The organism is Nocardia sp. NPDC051981, from assembly GCF_040680715.1.
In the GTDB taxonomy this organism is placed as follows: Bacteria; Actinomycetota; Actinomycetes; order Mycobacteriales; family Mycobacteriaceae; genus Nocardia.
The window spans coordinates 1-25,248 of record NZ_JBFAXK010000039.1 but is presented as its reverse complement, the minus strand read 5'-3'; the positions used below and the strand labels follow the sequence as shown (position 1 = coordinate 25,248).

The 25,248-nt window shown below is 67.6% G+C and carries 24 protein-coding genes; 17 read left to right on the top strand and 7 right to left on the bottom strand.

Going from position 1 to position 25,248, the window contains the following annotated elements; all coding sequences use genetic code 11:
- Positions 1 to 302 precede the first annotated feature (302 nt).
- Entirely contained in the window at positions 303 to 821 is a 519-nt protein-coding gene (locus tag AB0L60_RS39190; RefSeq protein ID WP_364624965.1) for a nuclear transport factor 2 family protein, read from the bottom strand.
- An 81-nt stretch (positions 822 to 902) separates the two neighbouring features.
- On the opposite strand from AB0L60_RS39190, the gene AB0L60_RS39185 reads away from it, so the two are divergent.
- On the top strand, positions 903 to 1,382 hold the full coding sequence (locus AB0L60_RS39185; RefSeq protein ID WP_364624963.1) for an HIT domain-containing protein: 480 nt from the start codon (positions 903 to 905) through the stop codon (positions 1,380 to 1,382).
- A gap of 265 nt (positions 1,383 to 1,647) precedes the next feature.
- Positions 1,648 to 1,899 carry a hypothetical protein gene (locus tag AB0L60_RS39180; protein WP_364624961.1) on the top strand — a complete coding sequence of 84 codons (252 nt, stop codon included), beginning with the start codon at positions 1,648 to 1,650 and terminating at the stop codon, positions 1,897 to 1,899.
- 70 nt (positions 1,900 to 1,969) lie between these two features.
- Here AB0L60_RS39180 and AB0L60_RS39175 read toward each other — a convergent pair whose 3' ends face one another.
- Complete coding sequence (locus AB0L60_RS39175) at positions 1,970 to 3,286, bottom strand: glycosyltransferase 87 family protein (RefSeq protein ID WP_364624959.1); 1,317 nt, start codon at positions 3,284 to 3,286, stop codon at positions 1,970 to 1,972.
- Positions 3,287 to 3,626: 340 nt separating this feature from the next.
- Positions 3,627 to 4,031, bottom strand: a complete 405-nt coding sequence (locus tag AB0L60_RS39170) for a hypothetical protein (RefSeq protein ID WP_364624957.1) — start codon at positions 4,029 to 4,031, stop codon at positions 3,627 to 3,629.
- A 373-nt stretch (positions 4,032 to 4,404) separates the two neighbouring features.
- Between AB0L60_RS39170 and AB0L60_RS39165 the strand changes: the two genes are divergently transcribed.
- The 12 genes from AB0L60_RS39165 (at position 4,405) to AB0L60_RS39110 (ending at position 19,058) form a co-directional block, all read left to right on the top strand.
- Complete coding sequence (locus tag AB0L60_RS39165; protein WP_364624955.1) at positions 4,405 to 5,445, top strand: glycosyltransferase family 4 protein; 1,041 nt, start codon at positions 4,405 to 4,407, stop codon at positions 5,443 to 5,445.
- Positions 5,445 to 6,632: a glycosyltransferase family 4 protein gene (locus tag AB0L60_RS39160; protein WP_364624953.1), complete on the top strand. Its 1,188-nt coding sequence runs from the start codon at positions 5,445 to 5,447 to the stop codon at positions 6,630 to 6,632. Before AB0L60_RS39165 ends, AB0L60_RS39160 begins: the two co-directional genes overlap by 1 nt.
- A gap of 466 nt (positions 6,633 to 7,098) precedes the next feature.
- Positions 7,099 to 8,373: an oligosaccharide flippase family protein gene (locus AB0L60_RS39155; protein WP_364625027.1), complete on the top strand. Its 1,275-nt coding sequence runs from the start codon at positions 7,099 to 7,101 to the stop codon at positions 8,371 to 8,373.
- Entirely contained in the window at positions 8,370 to 9,374 is a 1,005-nt protein-coding gene (locus tag AB0L60_RS39150; protein ID WP_364624951.1) for a glycosyltransferase, read from the top strand. Before AB0L60_RS39155 ends, AB0L60_RS39150 begins: the two co-directional genes overlap by 4 nt.
- Before the next feature lie 156 nt (positions 9,375 to 9,530).
- A complete protein-coding gene (locus AB0L60_RS39145; RefSeq protein ID WP_364624949.1) occupies positions 9,531 to 10,907 on the top strand; it encodes a hypothetical protein in 1,377 nt (458 codons plus the stop codon).
- The gene (locus AB0L60_RS39140) at positions 10,898 to 12,199 is read left to right on the top strand and encodes a Wzz/FepE/Etk N-terminal domain-containing protein (protein ID WP_364624947.1); all 1,302 of its coding nucleotides are present in this window, start codon (positions 10,898 to 10,900) and stop codon (positions 12,197 to 12,199) included. The genes AB0L60_RS39145 and AB0L60_RS39140 overlap by 10 nt, the downstream gene beginning before the upstream one ends.
- Positions 12,199 to 13,584, top strand: coding sequence for a glycosyl hydrolase family 28-related protein (locus AB0L60_RS39135; RefSeq protein ID WP_364625025.1), 1,386 nt, complete (start codon positions 12,199 to 12,201; stop codon positions 13,582 to 13,584). The genes AB0L60_RS39140 and AB0L60_RS39135 overlap by 1 nt, the downstream gene beginning before the upstream one ends.
- Entirely contained in the window at positions 13,581 to 14,879 is a 1,299-nt protein-coding gene (locus AB0L60_RS39130; protein WP_364624945.1) for a GNAT family protein, read from the top strand. Before AB0L60_RS39135 ends, AB0L60_RS39130 begins: the two co-directional genes overlap by 4 nt.
- Entirely contained in the window at positions 14,872 to 16,191 is a 1,320-nt protein-coding gene (locus AB0L60_RS39125; protein ID WP_364624943.1) for a glutamate-1-semialdehyde 2,1-aminomutase, read from the top strand. Before AB0L60_RS39130 ends, AB0L60_RS39125 begins: the two co-directional genes overlap by 8 nt.
- 48 nt (positions 16,192 to 16,239) lie before the next feature.
- A complete protein-coding gene (locus tag AB0L60_RS39120; protein ID WP_364624941.1) occupies positions 16,240 to 17,391 on the top strand; it encodes a glycosyltransferase in 1,152 nt (383 codons plus the stop codon).
- Between the two features lie 54 nt (positions 17,392 to 17,445).
- On the top strand, positions 17,446 to 18,186 hold the full coding sequence (locus tag AB0L60_RS39115; protein ID WP_364624939.1) for an SDR family NAD(P)-dependent oxidoreductase: 741 nt from the start codon (positions 17,446 to 17,448) through the stop codon (positions 18,184 to 18,186).
- Between the two features lie 11 nt (positions 18,187 to 18,197).
- Positions 18,198 to 19,058: an amidohydrolase family protein gene (locus tag AB0L60_RS39110; protein WP_364624937.1), complete on the top strand. Its 861-nt coding sequence runs from the start codon at positions 18,198 to 18,200 to the stop codon at positions 19,056 to 19,058.
- A 9-nt stretch (positions 19,059 to 19,067) separates the two neighbouring features.
- Here AB0L60_RS39110 and AB0L60_RS39105 read toward each other — a convergent pair whose 3' ends face one another.
- From AB0L60_RS39105 to AB0L60_RS39090, 4 genes are all read right to left on the bottom strand, one after another.
- Positions 19,068 to 19,334: a hypothetical protein gene (locus AB0L60_RS39105; RefSeq protein WP_364624935.1), complete on the bottom strand. Its 267-nt coding sequence runs from the start codon at positions 19,332 to 19,334 to the stop codon at positions 19,068 to 19,070.
- A gap of 69 nt (positions 19,335 to 19,403) precedes the next feature.
- A complete protein-coding gene (gene infA / locus AB0L60_RS39100; RefSeq protein ID WP_356996338.1) occupies positions 19,404 to 19,628 on the bottom strand; it encodes a translation initiation factor IF-1 in 225 nt (74 codons plus the stop codon).
- A complete protein-coding gene (locus AB0L60_RS39095; protein WP_364624933.1) occupies positions 19,625 to 20,419 on the bottom strand; it encodes a GNAT family N-acetyltransferase in 795 nt (264 codons plus the stop codon). Before AB0L60_RS39095 ends, infA begins: the two co-directional genes overlap by 4 nt.
- Before the next feature lie 225 nt (positions 20,420 to 20,644).
- Entirely contained in the window at positions 20,645 to 20,869 is a 225-nt protein-coding gene (locus tag AB0L60_RS39090) for a hypothetical protein (RefSeq protein ID WP_364624931.1), read from the bottom strand.
- A 205-nt stretch (positions 20,870 to 21,074) separates the two neighbouring features.
- Here AB0L60_RS39090 and AB0L60_RS39085 point away from each other — a divergent pair, with 205 nt between their 5' ends.
- From AB0L60_RS39085 to AB0L60_RS39075, 3 genes are all read left to right on the top strand, one after another.
- Positions 21,075 to 21,470, top strand: a complete 396-nt coding sequence (locus AB0L60_RS39085) for a VOC family protein (RefSeq protein ID WP_364624929.1) — start codon at positions 21,075 to 21,077, stop codon at positions 21,468 to 21,470.
- Between the two features lie 2 nt (positions 21,471 to 21,472).
- Positions 21,473 to 22,354 (top strand): sigma-70 family RNA polymerase sigma factor, encoded by an 882-nt coding sequence (locus AB0L60_RS39080; RefSeq protein ID WP_364624927.1) that lies wholly within the window; start codon positions 21,473 to 21,475, stop codon positions 22,352 to 22,354.
- Between the two features lie 792 nt (positions 22,355 to 23,146).
- On the top strand, positions 23,147 to 25,248 hold a 2,102-nt coding region (locus AB0L60_RS39075; RefSeq protein ID WP_364624925.1), incomplete at its 3' end, for a DNA-directed RNA polymerase subunit beta.

Here is a 25,248-nt window from a genome sequence, read left to right as displayed (position 1 = left end):
GCGCGCCGATCCCCTGACCCGACTTTCGCCGCCCACAATCCGCGAAAGAGTCCGCCACGACAGACCTTGCCCAGTCGTCAAACGCGACCCACCGCACGTCACGGTGTCTGAGATGGACTGTTCCTCCTGGTGCAGGGCATGGAATACCGCGTCACACAACCAGATCGATGTCTCGATCTCGGCCCGGCGCCACGGCCGATGCCGCGTTCCGTGTAGTCCTGGCGACGGCGCCGCCAGCACCAGGCACCGCCTGTCGCGCTACCGACGCCGGGGCCACTGACTCACCTCAACTCAAGTGGATATCAGCTGGCGAGTGCCGACGGAGTTGTGCCGTTGGCAGCAGCCCCCGAATCACCGAAGACATCCCGATGACCGCGTGCGGTATCCATGTACTCCCGAACCCGGTGGATCAGACCGTCGCGCAACTCGAACACGAAACAGTAGTCGTTGCTGTATCGATTCCCGTTCGCCAGCGTGGCACTCATCGTCTCCTCCACGATCACGCGGTCACCATCGGAATGGAAGCCATGGAATTCCACCACGACATCGCCGACGAACAATCGAGGGAAATCGTTCGCGATGAACTGCGTGATGGCCTCGCGTCCGACCATATGACTGGGGGCGTTCAGCGCGACCGCGGTAGCGTTGCCGGACGGCGCCAGCCACTCCGCGTCGGCGGTGAAGAATGCCGCGATCTGCTCGGCATCATGGCTGGCGAATGCTCGCCAGGCGGCCTGAACGACGTTCCTGCTGTCGACTGTCATGAACCGCACCATATAGCCGCGCATCGCGGCAAGCTGGCGGAAAAACGACAGCATCATCCGACCGCCGGTCGAAGCGGATGCCGGAAGCGGATGGATTGGGCGGCAATGTATCTGGTGTGAATCATGCGGTAGGGTCGAATGACCGTGCACAATCACGAACCTTCCGGCTACGACTGCCCATTCTGTTTCCTACTCACCGGCGGCGAGACCCCACTCGACAGCCCGCGAGACATCGTGCTGCGCACCGACCGTGCCACCGCTTTCACCGCATCCCGATGGTGGCCGAACAACCGCGGACACGTCCTGGTCATACCGAACGCTCATCACGAAAATCTGTACGACCTGCCACCGGCATACGGGCACGCCGTGCATGACGTTGTCCGCGAGATCGCCATCGCGATGCGAGCCACCTACGGTTGCGACGGCGTATCCACCCGCCAGCACAATGAACCCGGCGGCGGCCAGGACGTATGGCACTACCACGTCCACGTCTTCCCCCGATATGACGCCGACAACCTCTATGGGTCACACCCACTGCCGGGGTACGCGACCGGCGAGCAACGATGGATCTACGCCGATCGGCTACGCAACTACTTCGACTCATCACCCAGCACCTGACTCCAGCGGCTCGGTGCGCTCGCCAGGTCGCCGACTGTTCGTTCCGTGCAGTCGGTTTCGTTGATAAAAGCGTCGCCGGGGGAGACACCCATCTTCATACCCGCGATGCGGCGTCTAGCCCAACCACGGAGCCTGCCGCTGCTCCCGGTAATGCTGAAGCCTCAGACGCCCAGTCAGGTGCACCGGCAGGCCCTCCAACTCCACGAACTGGTCTGCAAACGACTCGAATATGCCGTGCGGAGACAACCTCCGCAGATACAACGCGGTGTGCTGGCGCCCCCTGGCCCGGAACAAGTACGGCTTGGCTCGCCTGAAGGCGCAGGCCACCCGGCTGGATGCCGAGGCGGTATTCGTGCCGTCGCTGGCTCATTTCGATGGGGAGGAGCTGCCCGGATCACTGGTGCGGCAACTCGACGTGATCACCGTGCATCCCGAAGAGACCTACTCCCGGGTACAGGGACACCACCCGATGACCCACGCAGCGGTGACCGCGGCATTGTCCGAATTCTTCGGCTGACGTCATGCATGACCTGCGACAGGAACACATCCGCTCATCGGCGAGGTGAAGACCTTTCATGCCCTTCCTGCTACGGCAAGGGATTCTTGACATCGGAATTGGCTGTCCGAAGCGATAACGGTGAGTTCTGTCCATCTCGCTTCTTGTGCAGCAGGATTGTGCTGACCACCGCGAGGTAGATCGTCGGCGGTATCCCGCACACGATGGCTCGGACCCAGTTCGGCATCTGGTCGACGGCAGATGTCATCGCAGGGATGTAACCCGGCGCGGTTGTCAGTCCCAGGTGCTTGATCTCGGCATAGATCCACGAGATGCACCACATCGATCCGGCCACGAACACTGCCGCGGTCGCTACAGCCCAGGACGCACGATGTTCGTGTGCCTGAATCGTGTTGTGCAGAAGGACGATCAGTAGCGGGGCGATCCACACCCAGTGATGCCCCCATGCGAGTGGGGGGACCACGCAGGCGATCAGGCCCACGATGACGATGTCGAGCAGGCTTTGGCCGGCGCGATGCGCTTTCCAGGCAGCGGCGTATCCGAGTGCGGCGGCCGCTGCGACCAACAGCAGCCACACCGCGGTGGGCGGTGCCGACGGGGCCCACAGATTCGCGAGGACTCCGTTGATGGATTGGTTGAACGGATGAGTGAGCGGTCCGATCCGATCGACATCGCGCACCGCGTGCAGCCAGTATTCACGAGAGTCGGCAGGGGTTATCACCGACGCTGCGATCACCGTTGCGGCCGTGGTGACCGTGGCCGACCCTGCTGCTCGCCACTGACGGGTCAGGACCAGGTAGGGAAGGAAGACGACGGCGGTGAGTTTCACCCCAGCTGCCAAACCAATCGCCCATCCGCGCAACCGTGCGGTGGGTGGACGGGTCAGGTCCCAGACGATGATCGCCATGAGGATCAGGTTGATCTGGTCCTGCCACAACGTCCCTCGTACCGATTCCAAATCCGCAGCCACCAAAGCGGACCCGATGGACGCAACCGCCAAGTTGAAATCACCGCGGTAACCCAGTGCGCGGCAGCTTCGCCACAGAGTCGCCCACAACGCCACGCCGGACACGATGAACACTCCAAGCTTCGCCACGTCCACCGGGATCAGCGCCAACGGCACGAAGACAATCGCGGCAAAGGGCGGATACGTGAACCAGCCTCCCGGCGGCACCGGCGCAGCATAGAGCGGTGCGTGGTGCAGCACCTGCAATGCGCCACTGCGATAGATCTCCAGATCACTCTGGTTGGCCAGCAGCCCGAACTGCGGCGCCGCTCGCAGCGGAATCAGCAGCGCCTGGACGACCAGCGCTGCAACACCGGCGAGCAAAGCACCCGCCGCCCACCGCGCCGATATACCTGACGCGCCGCTATCTCGACCATGCATGAACAACCCCCTACATGCGCGAATTCGAAAGGAACGCTATCGAACCCACCGTAGCGGTCGGTCCACGATGGGACGTGTGTATGCATTGCCGCGCACGTGACGTGGGTGTACGAAATATTGTGCGGCTACGCAGGATCCAGCAGTCCAGGCCGGTGGCCCCAGGGGACGGGAATTCAGCACAGGCTTCGGGTGTGGTGCGTTGTCAGGTTTCGACGGGCTTTTCGAACAGGGTGGGACGCAGCGAAGAAGCCCGGACAGAGCATTCGTTCTGTCCGGGCTTCGGGTCCCTCGCTGGGTTTGCGGGTCGGTGCCGGTATCGGGTGGCCCCGGGGGCATGTGGTCAGGCGGCGTCGAGGGCTGCGGTGATCTTGCGGGTCATGTCGGCGACGGTGGGGGTGGATCCGGTTTTGTGGGTGGCGGCTTCGATGGCGACGAGGACGGTGGTGCGGAAATTGGCGGCCTCGGACGGGGAGTGGTTGGTCAGCAGGGTCATTGCTGCGGTGAGGGCGGGGAGGACCTGGTCGGCCAGGGCGGCAACGGATTTGGACTCGAGGCGGACGCCGGTGGACTTTTCGGCGAGGATGTGGCCGACCAGGCCGGTTGCGGAGCCGAGGGCGATGCTGCCGGCGGTGGCGGCCTTGTGGGGCGAGCCGCCGGCGGCGTCGGCGGCCGAGATCAGGGAGACGGCGCCGTAGGCGGCGGTGCGGAGGGTCTGCTTGTCCTGGGCGGTCAGGGTGGTGGTCACGGTGGGCTCCTCGGTTCGAGTTGCGGTGTTGTTGACGGGAATTACCTTCGCGGGGGCGGCTGACGTCGAGCTGATACCGGCCTGACACCTGCGCTGACACAACGTCCGGCCGATTCCGCGCATGGATGATCCGGCCGATTCCGCGCGGGGATTCCGTCCGTTTCGCGCCTCGATGGTCCGGCGGCCGATTCGGTGTCTGGAAATCGGCGGCTCGGAAAATACTGGTCGGTGGTTTGATTGCGGGCCGATAGCCCGCCCAGCAGCGCGGATTGGCATACACTTGCGCTGCAAGGGCGTTCGGATCGTTATCTCGGTCCGAATGTGGGTGACGGACCCGGGGGTGAGGGTTTTGACACGGCCCATTCGGGTGTTGATGACAGGGTCGGAGTGGTTCACGGCCGCTCATGGGGGTCTCAACCGGTACTTCACAGATCTATACGGTGCACTGGCGCGCGATGCTCGAATCAGTGTCGGCGCAAGGGCTTTCGGAGACGGGCCGGTCGGTGCGGGGTCATGGGGACCCACTGGCGGATCGACGCTCCAGCGCGCACGGACCGCGTTTCTGGACCGGGATGGGCTCACCCGCGACACCGTGATCGATCGGCATTTCTGCTTGTACGGGCCTGCGGCGGTACGAAATCCGCTGGTAGTGCACTTTCACGGGCCGTGGGCGGCCGAGAGCCGAATGGCCGGAGAGGGCGCGCGGGCGGTGCGTGCCAAGTATGTGGTCGAGCGGCTGCGGTATGCGAGCGCGGACCGGTTCGTCGTGCTGTCGCAATATTTCGAAAGGTTGCTGGTCGGCGACTACGGCGTGCGGCCCGATCGGGTTCGGGTGATTCCGCCGGGTGTGGATCTGGAGCGTTTCACGACTTCGGAGCCCGAGGCCGACACCGGAATCGTGTTGTGCGTACGGCGATTGGAGAAGCGGATGGGTATCGACGTGCTCATTCGCGCCTGGTCCGACGTGTCGGCCAAGCATCCCGACGCCCGGTTGATCATCGTCGGAACCGGGACTGCCGAGGCCGAGTTGCGGGCGCTCGCCGCTGACCAGCCGTCGATCCGATTCACCGGATCGGTGTCCGACGCGGAACTCACCGACCTGTACACCAGATCCGATCTGACCGTCGTCCCCTCCCTCGCACTGGAGGGATTCGGACTCATCGCCCTGGAGTCCCTCGCCGCCGGACGCCCCCCGATCGTGTCCAATTGTGGCGGATTGCCCGATTCTGTCCGGGATTTGGACGCCACCCTCCTCGTCCCGCCGGGCAATGCCGAGGCACTCGCCGCCCGCATCGCCACGGCCCTCGACGGCTCCCGCCCCGCCGCGAAACAATGCCGCGCCCACGCGGAGTCATTCTCCTGGGCCGTCGCGGCGCATCGGCACCGGGATCTCTACGCGGAGCTAGTCGACTGATGGCACCGCTGAAGGCCGTATTCCTGGCGCACACCGCGGCCCCCTCCGGAGCCGAACTGGCAACGCTGCGCCTGGTCTCGGCCATGCCCGCCGGGCAAACCGCCGTGCTCTACACCGAGGACGGCCCGATGCTGCGTCTGATGGCCGCGCGGGGGATCGAAACCCGCGTCGTCACCACTAGTTTCGACTCCCGCGCCATGACCATCGACAAGGCCGGGATCCGCAGCCTGCTCGTGGGCGCGACGGGCCTGCTACGTCTGGGCTGGACACTGGGCGCGACCGTCCGCGACCTGGAGGCCACGGTCCTGGTCGCGGGCAGCACCAAAGCCGTGCTCATGGGCGCGGTCGCCGCCCGCCGGGCCCGGGTCCCGCTGGTCTGGCATGTGCACGACCGGGTTTCGCGCGACTACTTCGGCCGGGTGCTCGCCCTCGTCATCCGAGTGCTGGGCTGGGTGGTGGCCCGCGCCGTGATCGCCAACAGCGGCGGCACCCTGGCCTCGCTGTACACCTGGCGCCGAGCGGCCGTCGTCGCCTATCCGGGTGTCGAGTTCCCACCCGACAACGACACCGCGGCAGACGAATCCGCGCTCCCCCGCGAACAACGACCCCAGGAACAACGCCCCGCCGGCGAGACCATCATCGCCGTCGTCGGCCGCCTCGCCCCGTGGAAGGGCCAGGACCTGTTCCTGCGCGCCCTGGCCGATGTGAAAACCCTCCCGCGCGAGGTCTTCCTGGTCGGCGGCACCTTCTTCGACGAGGAGCCCTACCGCGCCGAGCTCGAGGTGCACGCCACCGCTCTCGACCTCCCGGTCACCTTCACCGGCCACGTGGACGACCCGGAATCCTATCTGCGCCACGCCGATATCCTCGTGCACTGCTCGGTGCTGCCCGAGCCGTTCGGCCAGGTGGTGGTGGAGGGCATGCGGGCGGGCTGCGCGGTCATCGCGACCCGCCCCGGCGGACCGGAGGAGATCGTGGAGCCGGGGGTGAACGGCCTGCTGGTGACGGCCGGCGATCGCGCCGAGCTCACCCGCGCCCTGGATACTCTCATCGCCGATCAGGAACTGCGCGTCAAGCTCGCCGATGCCGCACGGGTGCGATCCCGCGATTTCGACGTCGCCGAATCGGGCCGGATCGTGACCGACCTCCTGACCGGTCTGCCCGGAAAGCGGTGGCGGCGTGGATGATCCGACCGAACCACTGCCGGCCTACGATCCACCCACCGTGCGGATGGAGGCCCTCGGCACGCTGGGCCGGTTGCGACAGCGCCGCCATATGCGGCACGGGATTCCGGAGGTCGACCAGCAAGCCTCCGCCTTCGAGCACGACGCCCGCGGTGATTCCGGTCCGGCCGGCCCGCACCACGGCCGCGCCGGACCGAACGGCCACGAGAACGGCACCGGCCGTGGCACGGTGTCGTTCGACGAGACCCGGGCCGCCCGCTATGCCGCGCCCTCCCGCGGTCCGGTGCTCCCCACCTTCTACGGCGATCCGATCGACCCACCCACCGTCCGGCTTCCGGTCACCCGCCCGGTGCGCGATGTCACCGGCGCCTACCGACAGGCCGCATCGGACAGCGAATCCCCCATCGCCACAGATCAGTCCGACACCAACCGTAAGCACCACAGGGATTCGTCCTCCGGCCCGGGCAGTATCGGCAGCATCATCCGCGATATCGGACTGGTGACCTTCGGCAAATACGGCCAGTACGTCATCACCCTGGTCACCGTCCCGCTGCTGGCCCGCATGCTGGGCCCGCACGGCACCGGCCTGCTGGCCATCGGCATGTCGTCCTACTTCATCGGCTCGCTGGTCGTGGATCTGGGCGTCACCTCGTTCCTGGCCGCCAAAGTGCCCGAGGACGATCCGGGCCACCTCGAGGTGAACCGCCTGCGCGGCACCTACCTCGCCATTCGCGCCACCACCCTGACCCTCATCGGCGTGGCGCTGCTGGCCAGCCTCGCGATCGGGGTGTCCCCCAAACTGCACATGGTGCTGCTGGGCCTGTTCGCCGGCGGCTTCTGGTCGATCTCGGAGGATTGGCTGCTCATCGGCCAGGGCAGATTCGGCAGCTCCACCATGTATCAGGGCGTGGGCCGCATCGGATATCTCGGCCTGCTCGTCGGACTACTACCCCGATTCCCCAGCGCCGCCATGGCCGTGCTGTGCCTGCTGGTCTCCTCCATCGCCACGGTCGCGCTGACCTGGTGGGACTCCTTCCGCAAGTTCGGACCGCCCGCCCGGCCCTACGGCGTGCGGGCCGTCCTGCGCATGGCCGCACCGATTTTCACCTCCCGGCTGCTGGTGACCGGCTATGGCCAGGGCTCGGCGGCGGTGTACGGCGCGGTGCTGGAGGCCGCCTCGCTGGGCCTCTACTCCGCGGGCGACCGGCTGGTCCGCGCGATCCAGTCCACCCTGGACCCGATCGGCTTCGCCCTGCTCCCCCGCATGGCCCGCCGCAGCGCCCATGATCAGTTCTGGCGCAATCAGATCCAGATGCTGATCGGCTGCGTGGCCCTCGCCTGCCTGGCCGTGGTGAGCGTCTGGGTGCTGGCCCCCCTCCTCATCCACCTCATCTACACCCACGATTTCGACGGCGCGATACCCCTGCTGCGCGTCGAGATCCTCATCCTGCCCGCCACCACCATCACCTCGTACGTCACCACCGCCGTGCTGCCGGTCAAGCAGGACACCATCGGCGTGCTGATCGGCGCGATCATCGGCACCTGCGTCGCCGCGGTGGCGCTGGTGGTCGCCGCCCGGACCGGATCGGTCTGGACCCTGGTCTATGGCACAGTTTCCGCGGAAATCAGCGTCGCGCTGTGGTACATCATCCGGGTGCGGTGGCTCATGGTCCGGGAACGGGCCGGCCGCGGCGGGCCGGTCGAACCTGCCACCGCGCTGCCGACCAAGGGGGATTTGGCGTGAAAGTACTTTTCGTCGGGGATGACTGGGCGGGCAGCAACGCGCGCTCACTCGCCGACGGATTCCAGCAGGCGGGGCACGAGGTGGTGGTGATCGACACGACCCCGGTCACGCTGCCCGCGCGGCTGTCGCCACCGTGGGTGTATTCGAAGGTCGCCCATCGGCGCGCGCCCTGGGACGTCGAGGCACTGCATCGCGAGATCGACAGCGCTGCCGCCGCATTCGCGCCCGATGTGCTGTTCGCCTTCAAATCGGTACACCTGGACCAGCAGCGGCTACTGAGCGCCCCGGCTGGTCTGCATGTGCACTACAGCCCGGATGACGTGTCCAATCCGTACAACACCAGCCCGGAATACTTGGCACACGAAGCCGAATGGGATCTCATCGTCACCACCAAGTGGCACAACGTTCCCGAGCTGGCCGCCCGCGGCGCGCGGCACGTGAAGTTCGTTCGCAGCGCATACGATCCGGCCCTGCACCACCTCACCGCCCGCCGCACCGTCCGCAACTACCTGGTCGGTTTCATCGGCGCGGTGCGCCCCGACCGTCGAGACCTCTTGATTTCACTGGCCCGGGAACACCACGGGGACATGCTGTTACGCGGTCCCGGCTGGCGCCGCGTGCGCGCGCTGTGGCAGACCGGCGCCGATGTCGGCGGCGCGGTCTACGGCGAGAACTTCTCCACGGCGGTCGCCGCGGTCACCGCGAACCTGGTGCTGCTCAATTCCGACAATCGCGACACCCACACCTGCCGCACCTTCGAAGTCCCGGCCGCCGGCGGCCTTTTCGTCGGCGAACGCACCGACGAACACGCCGAACTGCTCCAGGACGAGGCCGAGTGCTATCTGTTCTCCGGCCCGACCGAGCTGCGCGAAATCCTGCGCCGCTGCGCCAAGTATCCCAATGAGGTCGCCAAGGTCGCCGAGGCCGGTTATCGCCGCATCGTGAACGGCAACCACCGGTACGTGGACCGCGCCCGCGAGATCATCGACGCACTGGCATGAGCGGCCGCGCGCACCAGGCCGCACAGTCCAGCCGCGCGCAGCGCCGCCCATGCCCGGACGGCGCAACGGATCTGCCGCGCCGACAGCGAAAAGAACGGCCGCGCCAACGGGTAACGCCCCGGCCCGCGGCGCGGACATACGGGTGATGGGAGAGTGATGGCCTCCGCACAATTCGCTGTATTCCTCGTCGCCGCCGCGCTGGTGACGATCGTCGTGGCCGCGATGTTCCTGCCCGGTGTGGCCCGGGTGTTCCTGATCGCACAGACCGCGCACTGGTCGCTGTCGTATATCGCGCGGCCGGTGGTGCTGCTGTGGGTGCAGCCCATCCCCAGTTACGGCGACAACGTGCCCGATCCGCGGCTCTACGAATACGGCTACGACGGCGGCATCGCCGCGGTGCTGCAACCGGTCATCTTCGGACTCTGGGTCTACGCCGCGCTGATCATCGGCTACGTGCTCTGCGTGCGGCTGCGCCCACGCGAAACCATGCCGCGCGTAGCTCCTTTCGCGGGCGAGCCCATCTTCACCCAGACCCTGTTCCTGCTCTACGGCGTCGGCACCCTGGGCCGGCTGGCGGCCTACGCCACCGGCACCACCGACAAGGCGGGCGAACTGGAGAGCCCGAACCCGCTCATCAACCTGGTCACCATTCTCGCCACGCTGGGCGCGGTCGGCCTGATCGTGTTCTACCGCAACGAGTCCGGCCGCACCACCGCACTGGTCGTCGGCGCGCTCACCTGCGGCGAACTGGTGTGGACCGCCACCGTGCAGTCCAAGACCCCGATCATGGGCGCGGCGCTGGCCATCGCCGTGCGCTTCGCCATGACCGGCTGGACGCGCGTGAAGGTGGTCGGCGTGCTGAGCATCACCGGCCTGGCCATCGGCGGCTTCGGCCGGCTGCAGTCGCTCAAGACCGATGCCGCCGCCAAAGCCGAAGCGGCGCAGGTGGATGCGCAGTATCCGACGGTGGTGCACCCCTTCCTGAGCATGCTGCGCCGTTTCGACCTGCTCGAGGCCGCCACCGACTCCTGGTTCGCCGGGCCGAGTTCCTGGCTGACGCCGAGTCAGGTGGCGCAGCACGCCGTGCAGAGCCTGATTCCCACGCAGCTGCTGGGCGCGGAGAAGTTCCGGTCCGGCGCCGCCTGGGCCGAGCAGGTGCGCGGACGCTCGGTGGACATGTCGACGGTGGAAGTGTCCCTGGCGGAGGGCAATATCAACGAGGGCTATGTGCTGGGCGGCTACATCGGTGTCGCGGTGGGGGTCACGATCACGTTCGTACTGCTGCTGATCTGGATCCGGGCTCTCTACAGCAGGTACCTGGCCATGGCGATCCTGGGCCTGTCGGTGATCGAGGTCCCGGTCCTGTTCGAGCGCGGCATCCTCGGCACCGTCGAGATGCTCGGCAAGTATCTGCAGGCCGTGGTGCTGGCATGGCTGGCGTATCTGTTTGTTGGTGAATTCCGAAGACGGATGGAGCAGCTGCAGGGGGCACCGATTCCATCCGGGAAAACGAGGACAGCGCAATGGGTTTGATCGACTACTGGCGGCTGCTGCGGCGGCGCTGGCCCATAATCGTGGTCGCGGTGGTGATCTGTACGGGGGCGGCGTACGGATACGCGAGCACCCTGCCAACCGAATACACCGCGTCCAGTTCGGTGTACGTGTCCATGGCCACCGGGACCTCGGTCAACGACTCCTATCAGGGCGGACTGGCCGCGCAGCAGCGCGTGCGCTCGTACGTGGATCTGGCCACCAGCGTCACCGTCGCCACCTACGTGCACGATCAGCTGGGCCTGAAGAGTTCGGTGAACGACCTGCGCGGCCGCATCACCGCGGTCTCGCCGCCGGCCACCACGATCATCATCATCACGGTGAAGGACTCCACCGCCGCCGGGGCGCGCACCCTGGCCGACGAGGTGGTCTCCCAGTTCCGGGCGCTGGTCGCCCGGCTCGAGGTCACCCAGAGCGACGCCGCGCCCGCCGCCCGCGCGGAGGTCATCGACAAGGCCCAGACGCCCAGCCAGCCCAGCGGACCGCAGAAGAAGCGCTACTACATGCTCGGCGTGCTGGCCGGACTGATGGTCGGCCTGGGCGCGGCGGTCCTGCGCGACAAACTCGACAGGCGAGTCCGTACCTCCACCGAGCTGGAAGCCTTTCTGCCCGTGCCGATTCTGGGCGTCGTCGACGACGGGCGGCCCGGAGCGGCGGGCGAGCTGCGCCGGCTGCGCACCCGGCTCACCGAGGATCCCGGGCTGGTCAGCCTGCTGCTGACCTCGCTGTCGCCGCATTCCGAACCGGATGTGGCGATCGGGCTGGCCCGCACCTTCGCCGATACCGGCGCGCGGGTGGTGCTGGTGGACGCCGATACCACCGGGCACGGCTCGTCCCGGCGCAGTCCGGCGGCCGCGGCGGCGGGACTGTCGGAACTGTTGCGCAACAACGCGACTCCCGCAGGGTTCGTGATGGCCTGGCCGGAGGTGGGGATCACTGTGCTGCCGCTGGGCGGCATGGATTTCCGCACCCCCGACCTGCTGGACTCCGAGCGGTTCAGCGACATCATGTCCAAGCTGCGCAGCGAATTCGACCACATCGTGGTGGAGGCCGCACCCGTCACCGCGGCCGCCGACGCCATCGCGCTGGCACGGCGCGTGGACGCCACGATCGGCGTGATCGAGCTCGGGCAGACCACCTCCAACCAGGTGCGCGGGGCGCTGGCCACCTTCGGCCACGACAACAAGCGAATGATCGGCACGGTCGTCTTCTCGCGGACGCATCGCAGCGTCGGCGAACTCGTCAAACATCCGCTCGATCTGGTGAAACGGTGATCGAGGAGGACGGGGGGACAACGGACAACCGATCGGACGCCGCCGTGCGCCGCCGGCGGCTGCTGGCCGCCGGACTCGGGGCGGCGGCCATCCTGCCGGTCGCGGCGGCGTGCGCGAAAACCGATTCCGGCGCAACGGAATTCCGTTCGCCGCAGGTGACCGATCAGCCGTCGGCCCGGAATGTGAAGGACTTCGGCGCGGTCGGGGACGGGAAGGCCGACGACACCGACGCCTTCGCCAAGGCCGCCGCGGTCAGCGACAAGCCGCTGGTGCTCTACATCCCGGCCGGGCAGTACACGCTGAAGAAGTTTCCGGCGCTCGCCGACTACGCGACGGTGCTGGGCGACGGGGCCGATGTCACCACCATCAACTACGAGGGCGATGACACCTTCATCGCACTGCAGCGCAAGCAGCGGGTTCGCTTCTCGCGGCTCGGTTTCTACTTCTCCGGGCCCAGGGCCACCGCGATGCGGCTATCGGAGTGCTTCCGCTGCACCTTCGATTCGGTGGTGCTGCGCGGCAATCATCTCAGCGACAACGCGCCCCGATTCCTGGACCAGCGGGGGCTGGTGCTGGATCAGAACACCGGGGGCACGACCGTCATCAATTCCGATATCAATAATTTCGGGTTCGGGATCGTCACCTCGTGCATCCAGAACTACCTGACGTCCTCGAAACTCACCAACAATCACATCGGGGTGCTCGGCACCGGCGGCGACCACAATGCCGGATTGGCCTTGGCCAATGTCGAATTCGTGTCCGACAACGATCCCAGGACCACCGACAAGCACCTGGTGGTGGACGGCCCCGCGAACGACTGGTGGCTGACCAACGTGTGGTTCGAAGGGGCCGATACCGCGCTGTCCATCGGCGGACCGGCCGGCGGGCCCGCCCAGTTCGGTCTGGTCAACTGCAAGGTGGCCGCGCGCAAGGTGTGCCTGGACCTGATCCACTGCCGCCAGCCGTATCTGGCCAATGTGCAGTTCGATCCGGATCTGGACGCGCCGCCCATCGAGGTGCGGGTGGATCCCAAGGGCGTAGCGGAGGGCACGGCCGTCAACCTCATCTCCGGGTCCTACCAGGACGTGGATCCCAGGTCGTTCCCGGACGGCTGGCACGTGATCGGGCGCGGGGCCATCCACGGCGCGCGCTTCGCCGGGACCACGGTGGCGCAGGCGAGTCAGCCCGATGCCGACATCTTCCAGGTCCAGGACCGGGACGGAACCGTACTGTCGGCCGTATTGAACAGTGGGGCTTATATTTCCGATCACAGCGAAGGGGGAATCGTGTTGAAGGATTCGGCGGGCGCCTATTGGCGGCTGTCGGTGGGCACGGACGGTGCGATCAAGACCTCGTCGCTGGGCAAGCAGCGACCGCACTCGTGAGCGGCGCGGGGGCACGACCGCGACTGGGCCCGGCGCGGCTGCACGGCAGCACCCTGCTGCTGCGGCTGCCGCGCTTCGCCGACTACCAGGAGTGGCGGCGGCTGCGGCTGCGCAATCGTGAACTCCTGGAACCGTTCTGGCACACCTCGCCGCTGGACTGGGACACCCGGCACAGCGAGAAGGCCTGGGTGCGTGAATGTCTGGAGGCGGCGACCAATGCCCGCTCCGGGCGTCGGGTCGCCACTGTGATCGAGATCGACGGGCGCTTCGCCGGGCAGGTGGAGATCGGCAATATCGATCAGCAGGCCCGGCAGGGCGAGATGGGAATCTGGATCGACGCCCGGATGGGGCGGCACGGATTCGGCGGGATCGCGGCGGGACTGATCCTCGACTTCAGCTTCGAGGTGCTGGGGCTGGAGCGCATCAATGCGCCCATCTCGCCGGGGAACGCGGCCGCTACCAGTGGTGCGGTGCAGATCGGGTTCGTGCGCGAGGGGCGCATGCGGCTGCACTTCGATGTGGGCGGGGCGCGGACCGATCACGATCTGTGGTCGATGACGCGGGCCGAGATTCCGCCCAAGGGATTCACCGAGATGTGGACCGAGCGCACGCTCGAGCATCGAACCCCGCCCCCGGACGAACCCACCGGAGCACCGGAGGCGAACGGAATACCCGGTACAGCAACAATTTTCGGGGTCCTGGCCCGGTATCGCGGGGGCCAGCTGTGGCGGGCTGCGCGGCAGGCGCTGCCCACCCGGCCCGTCACGCTCCGGCTGACCGGGTACGACCGGGTGGCGCTGCGCAGCCCGCGGCCCTCCGACGGCCCGGCCCGCGCGACCGCCCGGCGTAACGGGGCGCCCCAAGCGACCGACGGAACCGATAGCACCGGTCCGTGCTGGTGGCGCGAATTCGCTCGCAGCACAGCGGGAGTGCGCTCCCCCGCCGGTCTGCTGCTCGTCCTCGACGCCGCGGGCGCCTACGCCGGGGAGGCTCGGCTGTTCGACCTCGACATGTTCGATCGCAATGCCCGGATGCACATCTGGGCCGATCCCGCCCACGCCGACGACGGAGTCCGCCTGGCGGCAACCCGGGCCCTGCTGGCATACGCCTTCGACCGGCTCGGACTATTCCGCGTATACACGGCCGTCGCGGCCGGGGATACCGCATCGGCCGTGGTCGCCGCCTCGGCGGGACTGCACAAGGAGGGAACCATGCGCAGCTACACCGGACTCGACGGGCACCGCGGCGACCACGAACTGTGGGCCGTCACCGCCGGGGGTGCCGATCATGCGTGACTACCGGCGCAGCGCCGCCCTGCAGGCGCGCCTGCACGATCTGGTCCCGGGTGGTGCGCACACCTACGCGCGCGGCGCGGACCAGTATCCGGAGGCCATGGCCCCGATCCTGGTGCGCGGCAAGGGCGCCCGGGTGTGGGACGCGGACGGCAACGAGTATGTCGAGTACGGTATGGGGCTGCGCTCGGTGACCCTCGGCCACGGATTCGCGCCGGTGGTCGAGGCGGTGGCCCGGACCATCGCCGACGGAGTCAACTTCTCCCGGCCGACCGAGCTGGAACTGTTGGCGGCCCAGGATTTCCTGAGCCTGGTGCCGGGCGCGGACATGGTGAAGTTCGCCAAGAACGGCTCCGACACCACGACGGCCGCCGTGCGGCTGGCGCGCGCGGTGACCGGGCGGGAGGCGGTGGCGATCTGCGAGCAGCCGTTCTTCTCGGTCGACGACTGGTTCATCGGCACCACCGAGATGAACGCGGGGATACCGGCGGTCCCGACGGTGCGATTCCGTTACAACGACCTGGCATCGCTGGAAACGGCACTGCGCCGCACCGCGATCGCGTGCGTGATCCTCGAACAGGCCACGGCCCTGGCCGAACCCGCGCCGGGCTTCCTGGAAGGCGTACGCGCGCTGTGCGACCGGTACGGCGCGCTGCTGGTCTTCGACGAGATGATCACCGGGTTCCGCTGGTCCGCCGGCGGGGCGCAGCGGATCTACGGTGTGACGCCCGACCTGTCGTGCTGGGGCAAGGCCATGGCCAACGGGTTCCCGCTCTCGGCGCTGGCCGGCAAACGCGAGTACATGGAGCTGGGCGGGCTGCGCACCGACACGGACCGGGTCTTCCTGCTGTCGACCACCCACGGACCGGAAACCGCGTCCCTGGCCGCCTTCCGGGCCGTCGTGCAGACCTACCGCGACACCGATCCGGTGGCGCATATGGAGGAATCCGGCCGCCGCCTGGCCGCCGGGGTCAATGCCATTGCCGCGGACCTCGGTATCGGTGATCATCTCGAGGTGGCGGGCCGGCCGTCCTGCCTGGTGTTCCTCACCCGGGACCCGGAAGGCGTTCCCTCCCAGCCCTATCGGACGCTGTTCCTGCAGGAGCTGCTGGACCGGGGTGTGCTGGGGCAGTCGTTCGTGAACTCGGCCGCGCACACCGACGCCGATATCGACCAGACCATCGAAGCCTGCCAGTCGGCGGCCAAGACCTACCAGGAGGCCCTCGAACAGGGCACGGTGGACGGCCTGCTCGCCGGACGGCCGGTGGCTCCGGCGCTGCGGCGCACGGCGGCACCGCGTCGTCTCGCGCGGTAACCCAGTCTCGCACCGTAACCCAGTCTCGTGCAGTACCCAGGAGCTGTGATGTCCGCACCCCGGATCGCCCTCGTCCACGAGCGATTCACCGAATACGGCGGCTCCGAGGCCGTGGTCGCCGAGTTCATGAAAACCTGGCCCGGCGCACCGGTTTTCGCGCCCATCGCCGACGCGGAGTGCACGCGCGCACTCTTGGCGGCGGTAGGGCCCTCGATCGAAAAGGGCTCGGCGGCAGCCGGACTCGTGTACGACACCTGGCTGTCGCGCGCCTACTCGGCGAGCGGGCGGCGGTCGCACGCGCCGCTGCTGCCCTTCGTGCCGGGGACGCTGCGCAGTCTTCCACTCGACGGCGAGTACGACGCGGTGGTGGTGAGCCATCACGCCTTCGCGACCCAGGCGGTCTTCGCCACCACCGCACCGGTGATCGCCTATGTGCACAGCCCGGCCCGGTGGGCCTGGGACAGCGCGTTCCGGGCGCGGGAGGCCGGAGGACGGGCGGGGCAGGCCATTCTGATGGCGCTGGGCGCGCTGGCCCGGCGCAACGAACTGCGGGCCGCGCCGCGGCTCGCGCACGTGGTGGCGAACTCGCAGGCGGTGGCCGATCGGGTGCGGGACTGGTGGGGATTGCCCGCGTCGGTGGTGAATCCGCCTGTGCGCGTGGACCGTTTCTCCCCCGATCCGCACATCGACCGGGAGGACTTCTTCCTGTTCGCGGGCCGGCTGGTGCCCTACAAGCGCCCCGATCTCGCCATTCGTGCCGCCCGCGCGGCCGGGGTGCGCCTGGTGATCCTCGGCGACGGCCGCTATCGCCGTCAGCTGGAGGCGCTGGCGGGCCCGGAGTCCACCTTCCTGGGCGCGGCCTCCGACGAGGTGCTGCGGGACATGTACCGCCGCTGCCGGGCGCTGCTCATGCCCGGCGTGGAGGATTTCGGCATCGTCCCGGTGGAGGCCATGGCCTGTGGCGCACCGGTGCTCGCCGTCGGTGCGGGCGGGGCCCTCGACACCGTCGTGCCCGGGATCTCCGGCGAACACATTCCGACCGGTTCCGATGATTCGGTGGTGGCCGGATTCGCACGGGTGATGCGCGATTTCGACCCGGCCGGCTATCACCCCGAAACCATCCGCAAGCACGCCGTCACCTTCTCCCCCGAGGCCTTCCGCGGCCGAATCGCGGACATAGTGTCGCGCAATTCCCGCTGACCGACTATTCATTGAATCCGAACGGATTCGAGAAGAGCGGAACAGGGTGAGGCAGTGGGTGGTGTCGGAGCGGCATCCGGCGCGCTGGTGACCGGTGGGGCAGGGGATGTCGGGCGCGCGGTGGCGCGGCGACTGGTGGACGCCGGACGGCCCGTGTGGGTCGCGGATGTCGATGCCGAGGGTGCGCGTGCGTGTGCGGCGGAGCTGGGGGCGGAAGCCACTGCGCTGGAACTGGATCTGACGAGCGCGGAGAGCATCGAAGCGGCCGCCCGGGCGGTCGGCGGGCGGGTCTCGGCGGTGGTGCACTGTGCCGGAGTCGCCGTCGTGGAACAGTTCCTGGACAGCGGAACCCTCGCCTGGGACCTCATGTTCCAGGTGAATCTGCGCGGGCCCATGCGCCTGACCCAGCTGCTGCTGCCCGGCATGCTCGACGCCGAGGCCGCCCGGATCGTGTTCGTCGCCTCCGACGGCGCGCGAGCCGGCGCCTTCGGTGAAACCGTCTACGCCGCATCCAAATCCGGCCTGTTCGGTTTCGCCAAGTCCCTCGCCCGGGAGGTGGCCCGCGACGGCGTCACCGTCAACGTGGTCTGCCCCGGACCGCTGGAGGGCCGCATGGTCGCCCGCACCATGGCCGGTCACCCCGAAACCCTCACCGCCCTCGAAAAATCCATCCCCCTCAAACGCCTGGGCCGACCGGACGAAGTAGCCTCCCTCATCGCATGGCTGGCAAGCCCGGAAGCCAGCTACGTCACCGGCCAGCTGATCAGCGTCAGCGGCGGCATCACCATGCAGTAGGAGTTGCCCACATGCCCTCTCTCCCCCTCGTCGACGCCCATATGCACCTGTGGGACACCGGTGCGCATGCCTGGTATCCGGGCCTGGCGAGATTCGCCGCCGCCGGACGACCCGACATCGCGCAGAACTTTCTTCCGGCCGACTTCGATCGGGGGCTGGGCTCGATCGAGGTGGCCGGGCTGGTGCATGTGTCGGCCACCACCGCGCCGCAGGCCTATCTGGACGAAACCCGTTGGGTGGACAGCATTGCCGCGGCCGGCTCGCGGCCGTTCGCGATCGTCGGGGCGGTCGATCCCACCCTGCCGACGACCGAGCTGATCGCGCATCTCGACGAGCAGGCCCGCACCGAGCGGTTCCGCGGGGTACGGGTTTTCGAAGGGCTGTCGCCGAATACGCCTGCGGCGGATGCCCTCGCGAGCTGGCTGCAGGAGCACGACGCGGTCTTCGACCTGGTGACCGAGCCCGGCGAGATTCTCGACTGGATCGACTTCCTGGCCGGGTATCCAGACCTGCGGGTGGTGCTCGAGCACCTGGGGTTCCCACAGGGACATTCCGCCGAGGCCCGCTCCGCCTGGCACAATGCGATCTCCTTGGCGGCCAAGGAGACTCAGTGGCTGTGTAAGCTCTCGGGGTTCGGGCTCATCTGCCGCGATCTGGCGTGGCCGTCGCTCGAGTACTGGCTGGAATCGAGTGTGGCGCTGTGGGGGTGGCGGCGGCTGATGTTCGCGTCCAACATGCCGGTGGATTCGCTGGCCGGGACCTACACCGAGCTGGTCTCGGCGATCGACCACATCGTCACCACCGACGCCACCGATCAGGAGGCGGAGTTCTTCTACCGGGCCAACGCGCTCGACACCTACCGCCTGAAATAGGCGGCCCCGCTAGCGGTTCGGCAGTGATCGGGGCGGCCCGAAGCGCGGGAGTACGGCGGTGTCGAACCTGGTCAGCCCGCTGATCCGGTCACCGGCGAGGGTCAGGACGGAGAGGCCGATGCCGTGGGCGATGCCGTCGGGTCCGCGCAGATAGGCTCCGAACGCGGGCTGGCCATTGGCGCTGGTCGCCACCAGGTCGAAGCGGCGGCCCGCGGCGAATATCGCTGCGCCCTCGGCGTCCCGACGCCTGAACCCACGGTCGGAGGGCCCAGCCACCCATCCGGCGGCTGGGCCCTCCGACTTCGGTTTCGACAGCTCTTTACCGGGAGCCGCCGCCCGTGCCCGTTACGTCCTGTACCGGAACAGAATTCGGCCGCGGGTGAGGTCGTAGGGGCTCAGTTCCACGAGGACGCGGTCGGCCGGGAGGATCTTGATGTAGTTCTTCCGGATCTTGCCGCTGATGTGCGCGAGGACCTGATGCCCATTGGGCAGTTCCACCGTGAAGGTGGCATTGCGCAGGCATTCGACGACGGTGCCCTCGATTTCTATTCCCTTCCCGGTCTTGGTCATCGCAGCACCAGTTCCAGGTTGCTGTTCACGCGCCGGGCGCCGATGCCGTCGAACAGTGCGGTAGCCGCCACGTTGGATTCGTTCACCTCGGCCGAGGCGGTGGCGATGCCGCGGTGGTGCAGCGTGGACAGGGTGTGGGCCAGCATTGCGCGGGCGATGCCGCGGCGCTGCTGGCCGGCCCGGACCGCGAGCAGTCCGATCCGCGGTAGCCGGGTCACCTGCACCACGCGGAGCAGGCCCACGTAGCGGTCGGCCTGGGCCGCCGCCACGTATTTCGACCGGTCCACGATGGTGTCACCGTCGTACCCACCCAGGATCTCGGCCGGCATCTCCTGCCAGCCGACCGCCGCCGCCACCTCGTCGCGGATCACCCGGTCCACGGCGCGCAACGGTTCCTCCACCGCGCGCCCGGCCGGCACGATCGTGATGTCCGGTGGCGGGAGGACGGCATGCAGCCCGGTGCCGGCGGGATCGGTGGGGATCAGGTACTCCCATTCCCGGCGCCGAGTCGTGAAACCGGCTCGCGTCCACCGGGACAGCAGGTCGGCGTCGTTCTCGTCGACCACGGTATGCAGTGGCCTGCGCAGGGTGGGGAGCATCGCGGCCGCGAGTTGCTCGAACACCGCGTCGTGCCAGGCGTCGATGCTGACGAACAGCCGTCCATCGGGTCGTGTCGAAATATCGCCGCACCCGACCACCAGGTCGTTCTCCACGGCTTGCCATCGGGTCAGCGCGACCCGGGTGATCGCGGCGGAATCGCCCGCACGCGAAGAGATATCCGAAGTATTCATCGTCGTCACCTTTCGGGATTGCCTTGTCGGGCAGGCGCTCCCGGCGACAACTACAGCGTTCGCCAATCCGTGACGACGAGAGGGAGCCCCCACATCGGTACTGTGTTCATGGGTCTCACCTCCTCGCCTGATGTCACGGTAGGCAGCAGGCTAGCAGACCGAATCGCGGTCCGCGCAAGGTATTTTCCGCCACGGACCGAAGAAGAAGCACGAGAATGGGCCGTCTCAGCGACGGGATCGCATGGTCAGGACGCCCACGACCCAGCCGATGGCGAAGGTCGCCAGCAGCACCAGCCACATCGACGAACGGATGGTCATCAGCAGGAATTCGATGTCCACCCGGTGCCGGTTCTCCGCGATGAAGATCACCGCCAGCACGGTGAGGACGATGGCGATCCACTGCTTCATCGAGATCTTCGACAGCAGTGAGGGTTTGGATGGCTCGGTCACCGGGTCCTCCTCCTAGTGGGCGCCGCGGGCGAAGCGGCAGACCAGGTCTCCGACGCTATTCGCCCCGATCGCACATTTGCTGCAACTTTGCCGCGATTCGCCCGTTTTGTTATCCAAACCGCGGTTACCTTCCCGCGGCGGCCCGCGTCATAAGGGTTGGCGACCGACAACGACCGGGTCGCCGAGCCGACGAATGGAGGACAGGGTGCTGTCGAACATCTTGTATGTGACCGTCTACGTGGCCGATCAGGACCGTGCGCTGCAGTTCTACACCGAAGCGCTCGGTCTGGAGAAGCAGGTGGACTATGCCGGGCCCGATGGGCGGTTCCTGACAGTCAAGGCATCCAGGAGTCCCGTGGAGATCATTCTGTGGCAGCTTCCGGAGGCTGCCGGACAGCCGTCCGGTGGGCCGGAGCTGGTCGCGCCCGGGCCGCTCATTCTCGAATCGGACAATCTGTGGAAGGACTTCGAGGTGATGCGGGAGCGGGGCGTGACGTTCAGCGATCCGGAACCGGTGGAGTATCCGTTCGGGGTGCGCATCGAGGCAGTGGACCCGGACGGGAACCGGATCTCACTGCGGCAACAGCGGCGGGGACGGTAGCCATGGCCGGATCCGGCTCGACGGACCCGGTGGCCGCGGCCTTCGAGGCACAGCGCGATCGGCTGCGGGCGGTCGCGTACCGCGTCCTGGGCTCGCACGCCGATGCGGAGGACGTGGTGCAGGAGGCCTGGATGCGGCTGGCCCGCCAGGACGCCGCCGCCATCGACAACCTCGCGGGCTGGCTCACCACGGTCGTCGGCCGGATCAGCCTGGATCTGTTGCGCTCGCGCCAGGCCCGGCAGGAGTCGTCCTACGACGGCGTGCCGGAGTTCGTCGTCACCGCCGACGACTGGACCGCCGAACCGGAAGAGTATGTCGCCCTGGCCGATTCGGTGGGCCTGGCGCTGCTGGTCGTCCTGGACTCGCTCGGCCCCAGCGAGCGCCTGGCGTTCGTGCTGCACGACATGTTCGCGGTGCCGTTCGCCGATATCGGCCGGATCCTCGGCAAATCCGCCGACGCCACCAAGATGATCGCCAGCCGCGCTCGCCGGAAGGTCCAGGGCGCCGGCGAGCATCCGGCCACCCCTGGGCGCGAACAGCGGGCGGTGGCCGAAGCGTTCCGCCGGGCCGCGGTGGGCGGCGACTTCGAGGCGCTCCTCCGCGTCCTCGACCCCGAGGTGCGGCTCACCGTCCACACTCCCGGCGGCGTGTTCGTCACCCTCGGCGCCACCGAAGTAGCCACGCGCGCACGCAGTTTCTCCGGCGCGGTCGCCCGCCACCAGCCCGTCCTCGTCGACAATCTGCCCGGCTACATCTCCTGGCGCGAGGACGGCACCCCGCTATCCGTCATGTCCCTCGCCGTCGCCGGCCACCGCATCACCGCCATCACCCTGCTCGCCGACCCCCACCGCCTTGCTGCGATGCACCTACCCGGTTCGGCCTGAATCACCGACCGGCGAGGTCGAGGGCGTCGGGCGGGGTTTCGGGCGCGGCGACCGGCCCAGGGATCCGGGTAGGCGCCTTCCAATTCGACTCTGCCGCAGCTGCCATCGAGGATCTGGGCGAGGAGGCAGGGGACCATCGTCCCCCCGGTAGGCAGTGCAGTGGTCCCACATCCGGTCGCCGCGATACGGGAGCGTGTCGAAGGGATTCTCGAAAGTCACGGCCCGAATCGGCCTCTGTCACAATCGCTTCCGCGAAGGATCGAAGGTCGCCGGGATCTGCACGGCCACGGATCATGACCCACAGTTCGATCGGGAACAGTCCACTGGGCCGGTGCAACGAGAACGTCGGTGAGTTCGGGTCCGCACCCGGTCTTGGTCCTCGCGGGATACGAATTCCTGCACGGCCACACCCCGGCGCGCAGAGCCGAACATGCTGCCGCCCAGTCGCTTTCGCGCAGGCCAGGAGGCTGCGTACGGGAGGCGATAAACGATTTGACGAATTGCGTTCCGCGGTGTCATTATTGAAATGGGAAGACGCCGGAATATCGGTGTCGATTTCTTCGCGCCTCTCGACATCTGTTGACTTCGGGTGTAATTTGAGATTTCGCGCTTGGGCGGGTGCTGTCCGACTCTCGAAATGTGAAATGACCGTGGAAGGTCGCGCTGTCTGCGTGCGGCTTCATCCACCCGTTGTTGTCGAGTCATGTTTCGGACGGCCGGCGCCGGTGCGCGTGAATTACGGCCACAGGACAAGCAGATACCGCGACCGACCGCCTGCGCGGGCGGCGCGAGGTGCTGGAAGGACGCATTTTGGCAGTCTCGAATCAGACCGAGCGGGTTTCGTTCGCCACGGTGACCGAGCCCCTGACAGTTCCGGATCTCCTGCAGGTGCAGACCGATTCGTTCGGCTGGCTGATCGGCGCGCCCGATTGGCACGCCCGGACGACCGCGCACGGCGCCACGCGCGCCAGCGGGCTGGCGGAGGTACTCGACGAGATCAGCCCCATCGAGGACTTCGCGGGAACCATGTCGCTGACCCTGTCCGAACCCCGCTTCGAGGACGTCAAGACCTCGATCGAGGAGTGCAAGGACCGGGATCTGACCTACGCGGCACCGCTTTTCGTGACCGCGGAGTTCATCAACCACAACACCGGGGAGATCAAATCCCAGACGGTATTCCTGGGCGACTTCCCGATGATGACCGGCACGGGCACCTTCGTCATCAATGGCACCGAACGCGTGGTCATCTCGCAGCTGATCCGCTCCCCCGGCGTCTATTTCGACGAGAGCATCGACAAATCCACCGAGAAGACACTGCATTCCGCGCGCGTCATCCCCTCCCGCGGTGCGTGGCTCGAGTTCGACGTGGACAAGCGCGACACCGTCGGCGTCCGGATCGACCGCAAGCGCAGGCAGCCGGTGACGGTCCTGCTCAAGGCGCTCGGCTGGACCAGCGAGCAGATCGCCGAGCGCTTCGGCCATTCCGGCATCATGCTGACCTCGCTGGAGAAGGACAACACACCCGGCACCGACGAGGCGCTGCTGGACATCCACCGCAAGCTGCGCCCCGGCGAGCCGCCGACCAAGGAGTCCGCGCAAACGCTGCTGGAGAACCTCTTCTTCAAGGAGAAGCGCTACGACCTGGCCCGCGTCGGCCGCTACAAGGTGAACAAGAAACTCGGCATCCACACGGCCGAGGCGGTCGGCTCGCCGGTGCTCACCGAGGAGGACCTCGTCACCATCATCGACTACCTGGTGCGGCTGCACGCGGGCGAGAAGGTGATGACCGCGCCCGGCGGCATCGAGGTCCCGGTCGAGGTCGACGATATCGACCACTTCGGCAATCGCCGGGTCCGCACCGTCGGCGAGCTCATCCAGAACCAGCTACGGCTGGGCCTGTCACGCATGGAACGCGTGGTGCGCGAACGCATGACGACCCAGGACATCGAGGCCGTGACCCCGCAGTCGCTGCTGAACATCCGGCCGGTCGTGGCGGCGCTGCGGGAGTTCTTCGGCACCTCGCAGTTCTCGCAGTTCATGGATCACCGCAATCCGCTGTCGAGCCTCACCCACAAGCGGCGGTTATCGGCGCTCGGGCCCGGCGGGCTCAACCGGGAACGCGCCAGCCTCGAGGTGCGCGATGTGCACTACAGCCACTACGGCCGGATGTGCCCGATCGAGACGCCGGAGGGGCCGAATATCGGCCTGATGGGGTATCTGTCGGTGTATGCGCGGGTCAATCCGTTCGGGTTCATCGAGACTCCGTACCGGCGGGTGACCGACGGCCGGGTGACCGACGAGATCGACTACCTGTCCGCCGACGAGGAAGACCTGCACGTGGTGGCGCAGGCCAACGAACCGCTGGATGCGGCGGGGCACTTCGTGTCCGATCGAATCGCGGTGCGGCGCAAGAACTCCGAAGTCGAGCTGGTCCATGCGGCCGCTGTCGACTACATGGACGTGTCACCTCGCCAGATGGTGTCGGTGGCCACCGCCATGATTCCGTTCCTCGAGCACGACGACGCCAACCGTGCCCTCATGGGCGCGAACATGCAGAAGCAGTCGGTGCCGCTGATTCGCTCGGAGGCGCCACTGGTGGGCACCGGTATGGAAATGCGCGCGGCGATCGATTCCGGCGATGTCGTGCTGAACGAGAAACCCGGTGTGGTGGAAGAGGTTTCGGCCGACTTCATCACCGTGATGCACGACGATGGCACTCGCCGCAGCTACCGGCTGCGTAAGTTCGAGCGTTCGAACCAGGGCACCTGCGCCAACCAGCGTCCGATCGTGGACGAGGGGATGCGGGTGGAGGCCGGGCATGTGCTCGCCGATGGTCCGTGCACCGAGAACGGTGAGATGGCGCTGGGTAAGAACCTGCTCGTGGCGATCATGCC

Bases quoted from the DNA above. Each gene is read 5' to 3' on its own strand.
- AB0L60_RS39190 (WP_364624965.1), bottom strand. From the start codon at position 821: ATGATGCTGTCGTTTTTCCGCCAGCTTGCCGCGATGCGCGGCTATATG.
- AB0L60_RS39185 (WP_364624963.1), top strand. From the start codon at position 903: ATGACCGTGCACAATCACGAACCTTCCGGCTACGACTGCCCATTCTGT.
- AB0L60_RS39175 (WP_364624959.1), bottom strand. From the start codon at position 3,286: ATGCATGGTCGAGATAGCGGCGCGTCAGGTATATCGGCGCGGTGGGCG.
- AB0L60_RS39165 (WP_364624955.1), top strand. From the start codon at position 4,405: ATGACAGGGTCGGAGTGGTTCACGGCCGCTCATGGGGGTCTCAACCGG.
- AB0L60_RS39160 (WP_364624953.1), top strand. From the start codon at position 5,445: ATGGCACCGCTGAAGGCCGTATTCCTGGCGCACACCGCGGCCCCCTCC.
- AB0L60_RS39145 (WP_364624949.1), top strand. From the start codon at position 9,531: ATGGCCTCCGCACAATTCGCTGTATTCCTCGTCGCCGCCGCGCTGGTG.
- AB0L60_RS39140 (WP_364624947.1), top strand. From the start codon at position 10,898: ATGGGTTTGATCGACTACTGGCGGCTGCTGCGGCGGCGCTGGCCCATA.
- AB0L60_RS39125 (WP_364624943.1), top strand. From the start codon at position 14,872: ATGCGTGACTACCGGCGCAGCGCCGCCCTGCAGGCGCGCCTGCACGAT.
- AB0L60_RS39120 (WP_364624941.1), top strand. From the start codon at position 16,240: ATGTCCGCACCCCGGATCGCCCTCGTCCACGAGCGATTCACCGAATAC.
- AB0L60_RS39110 (WP_364624937.1), top strand. From the start codon at position 18,198: ATGCCCTCTCTCCCCCTCGTCGACGCCCATATGCACCTGTGGGACACC.
- infA (WP_356996338.1), bottom strand. From the start codon at position 19,628: ATGACCAAGACCGGGAAGGGAATAGAAATCGAGGGCACCGTCGTCGAA.
- AB0L60_RS39095 (WP_364624933.1), bottom strand. From the start codon at position 20,419: ATGAATACTTCGGATATCTCTTCGCGTGCGGGCGATTCCGCCGCGATC.
- AB0L60_RS39080 (WP_364624927.1), top strand. From the start codon at position 21,473: ATGGCCGGATCCGGCTCGACGGACCCGGTGGCCGCGGCCTTCGAGGCA.